Below are 8182 nucleotides of genomic sequence, written 5' to 3'. Positions count from 1 at the left end.
TGTTTCCCCCTCTTTTTAGGGGGAAAATTTTTTTATCCTTTTTTCAAACCCTTGGGCTACAAGGAGTCTGTAACATCGCAATTACCTCTTATTTCATCCACGCACTCACACGGAGGACGACATAAATGCCTTTTCCAATTGAATCCTTGTTCTGTTGGCAACTGCCGGCAAAATCGGGCGCTGACAGACATCCCAAAAAATGCCGGCCCCGCTTTTAAAAAATATACGGAGCCGGCATTTTTTATGGTTTTAATACGACTTTTATGCAGCCATCTTTATGATCATTGAACAATTGATAGGCCTCGCTTGCTTTATCTAGCGAAATTTTATGGGTTATGATTTCAGTTGGGTCAAACTTTTTCTCTGTAATGTCTTGAAAGAGTTTCGGCATCAGATGTACAGCCGGCGCCTGTCCCATTTTCAGGGTGATATTGCGTTCGAACAGCCTGCCAAGCGGGAATGCATTGTAAACCGAACCGTATACCCCTGTCAGCTGGATAGTGCCAAACTTCCTGACCGCTTCCATCGCAATTTGAATCGCGCTGATTGTGCCGCCCTGCAACTTGAGTTTTTGCTCGATCTTTTCAACCGCGGATTTTTTTCCGTCCATGCCGACGCAATCGATCACCACATCAGCCCCGCCATTGGTAATCTCACGTAAATACTTTCCCATTTCATTGTATTCTTTAAAATTATACACTTCGACTCTATTCATTTTTTGGGCATGCTTTAACCGGTAGGGCACATGGTCAACTGCAATCACCCTGCTGGCACCGTTCAGCCATGCAAATTTCTGGGTCATCAAGCCGATCGGCCCGCAGCCGAGCACAACGACCGTGTCTCCCTGCTTCACACCGGCATTTTCAACACTCCAGTATGCCGTTGGAAGCACATCCGACAAGAATAGCAGTGCCTCATCCTCCAACTCGCAAGATTCAGGAATCACAAACGGCATTTGATTGCCGAACGGTACACGCAGGTACTCAGCCTGCCCGCCCGGAATATCTCCGTACCGCTCTGTGTAACCAAATAAACCGCCTGTGTCGACCTCTTCATTCGGATTCGAGTTGTCACACTGGGACTCCATCCCGTGCTGGCAGTAATAGCAATGCCCGCACGAAACCGTAAACGGCAGCACAACCCGGTCGCCTTTTTTCACTTTTGTCACTTCCGGGCCGACCTCTTCAACGATTCCCATCGGCTCATGCCCGATCACAAATCCCGGGCGCGCCGGCAAAGCTCCGTTATAAATATGCAAATCAGATCCGCAAATGGCCGTTGAGGTAATCCTGACTAAAATATCATCCCGCTTTTTTAATGACGGATCATCAACTTCTTTTACCTGTATGTCTTTCGCACCTTGAAATGTAACTGCCTTCACTGCCATAACCTCCCTTATATACAGACCTATACCCATGTTTTTTCATTCTTATGTATATAAAGAGATTTTTTTTCAATTTGGAGGCGGATTCCCGGTTGTGCCGGGTTTTCCGTAACCGTTCTTGGAATATACGCCATCGTTTGCCATCCAATGTTGAGTCTGTTTAAGTAGTGGCAGGACCTAAGTTTTTGTATAGGAGGCCCAAGCATATTCCTTCCATTGTATTTAATGCCTGCAAAACTTTGATTCTATTATTAAAGGAGTTTATTTTTAATGAATGATTTACTTGGGACAGACATTGGAACTTCAGGAACAAAGACAGTGCTGATGGATACAGAAGGCCATCTGATTGCCCAGGACTTGCAAGAATATGACATTATCACCCCCAGGCCTTTATGGGCGGAGCAGTGGCCGGATGTTTGGCTAGACGCAGCCAAAGCCTCTATCCGCAACACGGTGCAAAAATCCGGCATTTCAAAAGAAAAGATTGCCGGGATTGCAATCAGCGGGCTTTACGGAGGTTCCGGCATACCGCTGGATGAAAACATGAAACCTGCAAGGCCTTGCATGATCTGGATGGACAGGAGAGCTGATGAAGAAACGAAATGGGTGCTCGAGCATATCGGGGAAGAAAACTTGCAGGAAATCACTTATAACGGGGCAGATCCATATTACGGCTACACAAAAATTTTATGGATGAAGCGCCATGAACCGGAAAACTGGAAAAAAACGAAACTCTTTCTTCCGCCTAACGATTACGTCATCTATCATTTGACTGGTGAAATTGCGATTGACTATTCCTCAGCAGGCAATATTGGCGGAATCTTTGACATGAATACAAGGACATGGTCCAAAACATTAATGGATCAAATGGGAATTCCCATGTCGATGATGCCGCAAAGGATTGTAGAGTCAACGGATATCGTTGGCGGATTGACGAAAAAAGCAGCAGAAGAACTGGGGCTTTCTGAAGGTATGCCCGTCATTGCCGGCGGAATCGACTGCGGCGCTGCAAACATCGGGCTGGGGGTATTGGAATCCGGCATTTACGCCGCTTCTATCGGCACTTCGATGTGTGCTGCACTTATCTCCGACCAGCCTGCGAAAGGAAAAGGTTTGATTGTCTGGCCTTATTTATATGACGCCAAACGATTATCGTATTGTTTCGCAGGAGCCAATACGGCAGGCGCGATTGTCAAATGGTTCAAGCAAACCCTGTGCCAGTTTGAATTGGAAGCAGAGAAACATGGCGGCAGTAATGCTTATGATATTTTAAATGAACAGGCATCGAAAATTCCTGCCGGCAGTAATGGCCTTATCGTCCTTCCGTATTTTATGGGGGAAAGAGCCCCAATATGGGATTCAGATGCCAAGGGCACAATTATTGGGCTCTCGCTTGCCCATACAAAAGCACATCTTTATCGTGCATTCTTAGAGGCAGTTGCCTATTCTTTAAGAAATGCCATGGAAGCAACCGGTGAAAATGTGGGGAATTCCATCTACATTGCCGGCGGGGTAACAAAATCTAAAGTCTGGCGGCAAATTTTTGCGGACGTAACCGGCTACCCTGTCATTTGCCCGCTCCATGATGTTGAAGCCAATATGGGGGATGTAATTCTTGCCGGAATCGGAACAGGACTTTTAAGTTACGAAGACGCAAAAAAATGGCAGGTGTTAGATGAAAAGATCCTGCCAAATCCGGAAAACCATGAAAAATATAATGCCTGCTATCAAGTTTATCAATCTGCCTATCAACATTTAAAACAAGATATGAAAGCGATATCCCGCCTTGTTGAATCACCAACAAGATAGACAGAGCGGACATGATTTGCTTATTGGCTGGTTTTCCAGCCTCGCCATCATGTCCAGTTGTGGCGCCATTACGATACAGCGGCCCAACGGAAATTCAAAAAAGGGGATGTGAGTTAAATGGAGAAATGGAAAAAAAGAATGGGGTATGGTGTAGGAGATTTAGGTTGTAACCTTGTGTTCGGGACAATGGCATCTTATCTGATGTTTTTCTATACGGACGTCTTTGGCATTACAGCAGCCGCTGCCGGCACATTAATGCTCGTCACGAAAATCATCGATGCATTTGCAGATACCGGAATGGGATTGATCGTTGACCGGACCCATACGAGATGGGGCCAGGGGAGACCTTATTTTATCATCGGAGCTGTTCCTTTTACTGTTTTTACCATCCTTACGTTTATCGTGCCGGATACCGGAATGACTGGAAAATTGGTCTGGGCCTATGTGACATTCACTTTGCTGAATATCGCATATACCGTTGTCAATATTCCGTTAAACACGATCGTTCCAAGACTGACTTCAGACGTGCATGAACGAAACTGGCTTGTAACAACCAGAATGATTTGCGCTTTATTGGGAACAGCATTGGTGATGTCCATTACAACACCACTTGTAAACCTGTTCGGGCAAGGAAGCACACAAAAAGGTTTTCTCATTACGATGTCGTTATATGCTGTTCTCGCCTTATTGATATTTGTGATTACCTTTATGAACACAGAAGAAGTCGTGCCCCCGGCTGTCAAACAGGAAAAACATTCGTTTTTGGAGGATTTAAAAGGATTAACCGGCCAGAGCATCCTGTTCTTTATCTTAAACTTTCTTTACTTTGCATTATTTGTAATCCGGAATACCACGGTCATCTATTATTTCACCTATAATTTGGGACGTTCCGGGTGGTTAACTTTTGTAGGGCTTTTCGGTATTTTGTCCGGTTTGCCTATGCTGCTCGTTCTTCCATTTTTACAAAAAAATTATCAAAAAGGGCTTGCTTGCTGTTAAGCACAGCGATTTACATTATTGGCGATTTGATGATCTATTTTGGAAGCGCATTCCCAGTTGTACTGATTGCCGGGTTAGCCGTAACGGGTCTCGGCATATACGGCATTTTTGGGACAACATTTGCCATCCAACCAGATGTCATCGACTACTCGGAGTATCAGAAAAAAAGAAGCATATCTGGTATGATTGCTGCTTTTCAGGGCTTTAGTGTGAAATTAAGCATGGGGCTGGCAAGCGCGCTGATCGGGATATTCTTAAAAATGGGCGGCTATGTCCCGAACGCAACGCAGACCCCGACTGCTTTAAAATATATTGAAGCTTCATTTATATGGATTCCCATGTTGATCTGCCTGCTTATCGGCATCACCACCTGTTTCTATAAACTGGACCAACAACGGGAAAAAATGAGTATCGAACTGGAACGCCGCCGTCAAATCTTTAACTCTCAATCGGCAGAAACAGTATGACCCGGTTTTTCTTCTATATCCCCCTCATTTTCAAAGGGGGGATATTTTCAAGCGGTGACAGGGCACAAGACCACGCATATTGATTTATATGTACTGGGGCGGCCCCCATTATCGGAGGCCGCTTCGCCCTAGTTCGCCTTCACTTATTCATTTACACAAAATATTTTACATTCTCTTAGACTTAGCAAAAACTTGAAGGGCTTTAGTAAATATTCAATGCAAGGGTTATATAGAAAATACTAAAAGAACTTTGCATTTGAAAGCTGATTGAATGCATAAAGAATAACCAAGTATTTTCGCCGATGTATTCTTTTATATATTAAGGCAGAGCTTGCTGACAAATGGGATGTAAGCCAACATCAGATCCGTTCAGCAAACCCTAGTTCATGAATCGGACAGTTCATTCAATCTTGCATTTAAAGCATTTAGCTTTCTTTGGCGCTTAGGTTCGTTATCTTCAGCATTAGCTACTTTAAAGAGTTGCCTCACTTCCTTTTTGGTTGCAACTTTGTGTTGTACGCAAAAAAAACAAAAATCTTCAAGTGTATCTTGTATAATGAGCTCGGGGGTATCGTGTTCACTGGCTGCTGTGCATATTTCTTCATCATGGATAATTTCTCGTATCTCATAATCATTGCTGCAAATGATTCTAGCTTGCAATAACATTGCAGCAGCCAATGTGTGAATTTCACCAAGATTGCTTGTGCTTTTAAGTATCATTCCAAGATTTCTCTTTTTTTCATAAAGCCTCTTAAAGCTCTCTCCAATATATCGTTCATAGTAACGATATATTTCAAATTCATCGTGAGAAAGACATTGTACATCATCCGGATCAAAAAGTTGCCACCTTTGTTCATGAATTTGTTTTTCCGCCACTGATCTGTTCAATAGGAGTTCATTCAAAACTGAGATATGGATGTATACATCCTCGTAAAGCTGATTAATCCACCCGATGACATCGCTTTTTTTATAAACAGCCGCGAGTTGAATAATATTGGTATCAATAAAGACTTTCCCTCTTCTCACAAATCTTCTTCCTCTTCCTGTGAGATCGTGCGTTCACGATTTGTTTCCGTTTGATACCTTATCGCCGTTTCCGGAGAGATTTGAGCCAATTTTCCAGATGCTTCTGCTTTATTTAATAATCTTTTTTCAACAGCTTCAGCGATAACGCTTTCATATTTGCTAAAGCTTTTAATGGGAAAAGGCTCATCAAGCGGGCTGTTTGCGAGATGGTGTGCTTTACGAAGTGAAATCCACTCTTTTTCTTTTATTGCTATCAAGCGGCGGGATTTTGATAACTTTAATTCGAGTATCCGTCTTGCCACAGCTTCGTATGGTGCTGCGGCCATGTCAGCAATCATGATGATCGCTTTTTCTTCTCCAAAGTCCTGTTTCAGTCTTCCCCATAGCAGACGGACAAGCGAGGCAGGCATCATTACCGCTGCAGCAAACCGGTCAGCTGCTCTTTCATGGTCAATTTCTTCACTAATGACTTCTTTGTATCCTAATAAATGCCAAAATTCATGTGCAACTGTAAAATATCTTATGCGTAAAGGCTGCCGGGTATTGATGGCCACAAAAACTTGTTCCGAATCAACATTTACAGTAGCGCCGAAATATTCGTTGTCCGGCACATCTTGAAAAATAACATGTGATATTTCTTGAAGTTTTAACTCAATCCCCGGGCCGATAAATATTTCGGCGCCAAAATGATCAGTTAAAAATTGCCCGGCGAAAGCTTCACCAACTTGTTCCGACTGTAACTTCAGCTTACTCATATGGTTTCTCCCCAGTAGCACGATTGATCTCCTCAATCCGTAAACAATCTTCAATTGCAAATAACATATTTTCCAACTGGCGTTTGGCAGCCCTCGAATTGGCTTTCCCGCGTAAAGAAAGTACATAAGGTTTTTCTGAACGATCTTCAGCTAACAATTCTTCAACGGTAATCCCCATAACTTTTGCGACTTGAGCCATTCTGTTTGGAAGAAATTGCCGTTTTCCTGTTAAAATATGTCCCATTAAGGATTTACTGATTCCTACTTCCTCAGCAAGATCTTGAATGGATTTTCCTTCTGTGTCAAGCCAATCTCTCACTTTTTTGATTGCCGCTTCATTGGCTTTATTCATGAATTACACTCCCTCAATTATTCCTATATCTTTATTATATACAAAACCACGCAAAAAGTGTAGACGTCTACAAAAGTTGCAGCATAGTATCTCCCTTGTTTGGGATACCTTATACGAATACACTATTCATTGCATTTGGTAATAATTGACCAATATCCCCAGCTTAAAACACCAGCTGAAGGCGATGGAATTTTCACCTAAAACGATCTATCATTCCAGGATATGGAGAAACGGCCCCCTACCTGGAGGCCGTTTCATCTTACTTCACTTTTACATATCTGTATTTGCTTTTATTCCCTGCCTTGTCTTTTGCATAAATCTTCAGCGTGGATCCTCTTTTTTGTTTCTTCATATGCACCGAGTAGGTTCCTTTTGAATTTGCCGTTGCTTTTCCGACGTAATGGCTACCGTTGTAAACATAAACCGTCGCGTATTTTTCCGCCTTACCGAAAACCGTTGTTGATTTGTAAGTGACCTTTCCGGCTGTTGGAATGCCAGGGGCGGTTTTATCTACAACCTTAAACGATTTGCCTGCACTTGTATTTCTCGATTTATCCGTCGCGTAGGCTGTCAGAGTCGTTCCTGCCTTTTGCTTCGATTTGATCCTGATTGAGAAGGTGCCTTTACTGTTTGCTGTCCCTGTCCCCAGCACCGTTTTACCACGTTTAATCGTCACTTTGGCGCCGGCTTCTGCTTTACCTGTAATCGTTGTTTGATTATCACCAAACCGATTGACGGACGGGGCCGATGGTGCTGTTTTGTCTTCCACTTTGAAGGATTTGCCTGCACCCGTATTTCCCGCTTTATCTGTCGCATAGGCTGTTAGAACCGTTCCTGCTTTTTGCTTCGATTTAATCCTGACCGAGTAGGTGCCTTTGCTGTTTGCGGTCCCTGTCCCCAGCACAGTTTTGCCACGTTTAATCGTCACTTTGGCGCCGGCTTCTGCTTTACCGGTAATCGTTAATTGATTATCGCCAAACGGATTAACGGTCGGAGCTGCCGGAGCCGTTTTATCAATGACCGTTACCAATGTTTCAACACTCTTGTTCCTTGCCGCATCTTCCGCATAAACGACAAGCTTCGTTCCTGCTTTTTGTTTTGCAATGGTTACCTTAAATGCACCGGTATGATCAGCCGTTGCCGTACCCAAAATGTTTGAGCCGGATTTCACAGTAACTTTTGCCCCTGCTTCTGTGGTTCCTGTAACCACAGTACTTGCATCGCTTACTTCTTTCACTTTTGGCGCTGCCGGAGCCGTTTTATCAATGACCGTTACCACCGTTTCAGCGCTCTTGTTCCTTGCCGCATCTTCCGCATAAACGACAAGCTTCGTTCCTGCTTTTTGTTTTGCAATGGTTACCTTAAATGCACCAGTACTATCGGCTGTTGC

General features: G+C 43.6%; 6 protein-coding genes and 1 pseudogene. 2 read left to right on the top strand and 5 right to left on the bottom strand.

Translation table 11 applies throughout. From position 1 onward, the window contains the following. Positions 1–241: 241 nt before the first annotated feature. A complete protein-coding gene (locus tag IC21_RS00070; RefSeq protein WP_029142896.1) occupies positions 242–1381 on the bottom strand; it encodes a zinc-dependent alcohol dehydrogenase in 1140 nt (379 codons plus the stop codon). 273 nt (positions 1382–1654) lie between these two features. Between IC21_RS00070 and IC21_RS00065 the strand changes: the two genes are divergently transcribed. Both IC21_RS00065 and IC21_RS00060 read left to right on the top strand, forming a co-directional pair. After that, positions 1655–3193, top strand: coding sequence for an FGGY-family carbohydrate kinase (locus tag IC21_RS00065; RefSeq protein WP_029142897.1), 1539 nt, complete (start codon positions 1655–1657; stop codon positions 3191–3193). A gap of 117 nt (positions 3194–3310) precedes the next feature. After that, positions 3311–4659: pseudogene (locus tag IC21_RS00060) on the top strand (MFS transporter). Between the two features lie 384 nt (positions 4660–5043). On the opposite strand, the gene IC21_RS00055 reads toward IC21_RS00060, so the two are convergent. The 4 genes from IC21_RS00055 to IC21_RS00040 all read right to left on the bottom strand — a co-directional run. Next, positions 5044–5685, bottom strand: a complete 642-nt coding sequence (locus IC21_RS00055; RefSeq protein WP_029142898.1) for a hypothetical protein — start codon at positions 5683–5685, stop codon at positions 5044–5046. Then, positions 5682–6440, bottom strand: coding sequence for an ImmA/IrrE family metallo-endopeptidase (locus IC21_RS00050; protein ID WP_013858323.1), 759 nt, complete (start codon positions 6438–6440; stop codon positions 5682–5684). The genes IC21_RS00055 and IC21_RS00050 overlap by 4 nt, the downstream gene beginning before the upstream one ends. After that, positions 6433–6792: a helix-turn-helix domain-containing protein gene (locus tag IC21_RS00045; RefSeq protein WP_013858322.1), complete on the bottom strand. Its 360-nt coding sequence runs from the start codon at positions 6790–6792 to the stop codon at positions 6433–6435. The genes IC21_RS00050 and IC21_RS00045 overlap by 8 nt, the downstream gene beginning before the upstream one ends. Before the next feature lie 259 nt (positions 6793–7051). Beyond that, positions 7052–8182 (bottom strand): Ig-like domain-containing protein (locus IC21_RS00040; RefSeq protein WP_035180164.1); only part of this gene is annotated, 1131 nt, incomplete at its 5' end.

This window comes from Heyndrickxia coagulans DSM 1 = ATCC 7050 (assembly GCF_000290615.1).
Lineage (GTDB): Bacteria > Bacillota > Bacilli > Bacillales > Bacillaceae_C > Weizmannia > Weizmannia coagulans.
This window is presented reverse-complemented; position numbering and strand designations above follow the sequence as displayed.

What these genes read in the sequence shown, in the direction of transcription:
- IC21_RS00045 (WP_013858322.1), bottom strand. Translation starts at nt 6,792, where the DNA reads ATGAATAAAGCCAATGAAGCGGCAATCAAAAAAGTGAGAGATTGGCTT.
- IC21_RS00065 (WP_029142897.1), top strand. Translation starts at nt 1,655, where the DNA reads ATGAATGATTTACTTGGGACAGACATTGGAACTTCAGGAACAAAGACA.
- IC21_RS00050 (WP_013858323.1), bottom strand. Translation starts at nt 6,440, where the DNA reads ATGAGTAAGCTGAAGTTACAGTCGGAACAAGTTGGTGAAGCTTTCGCC.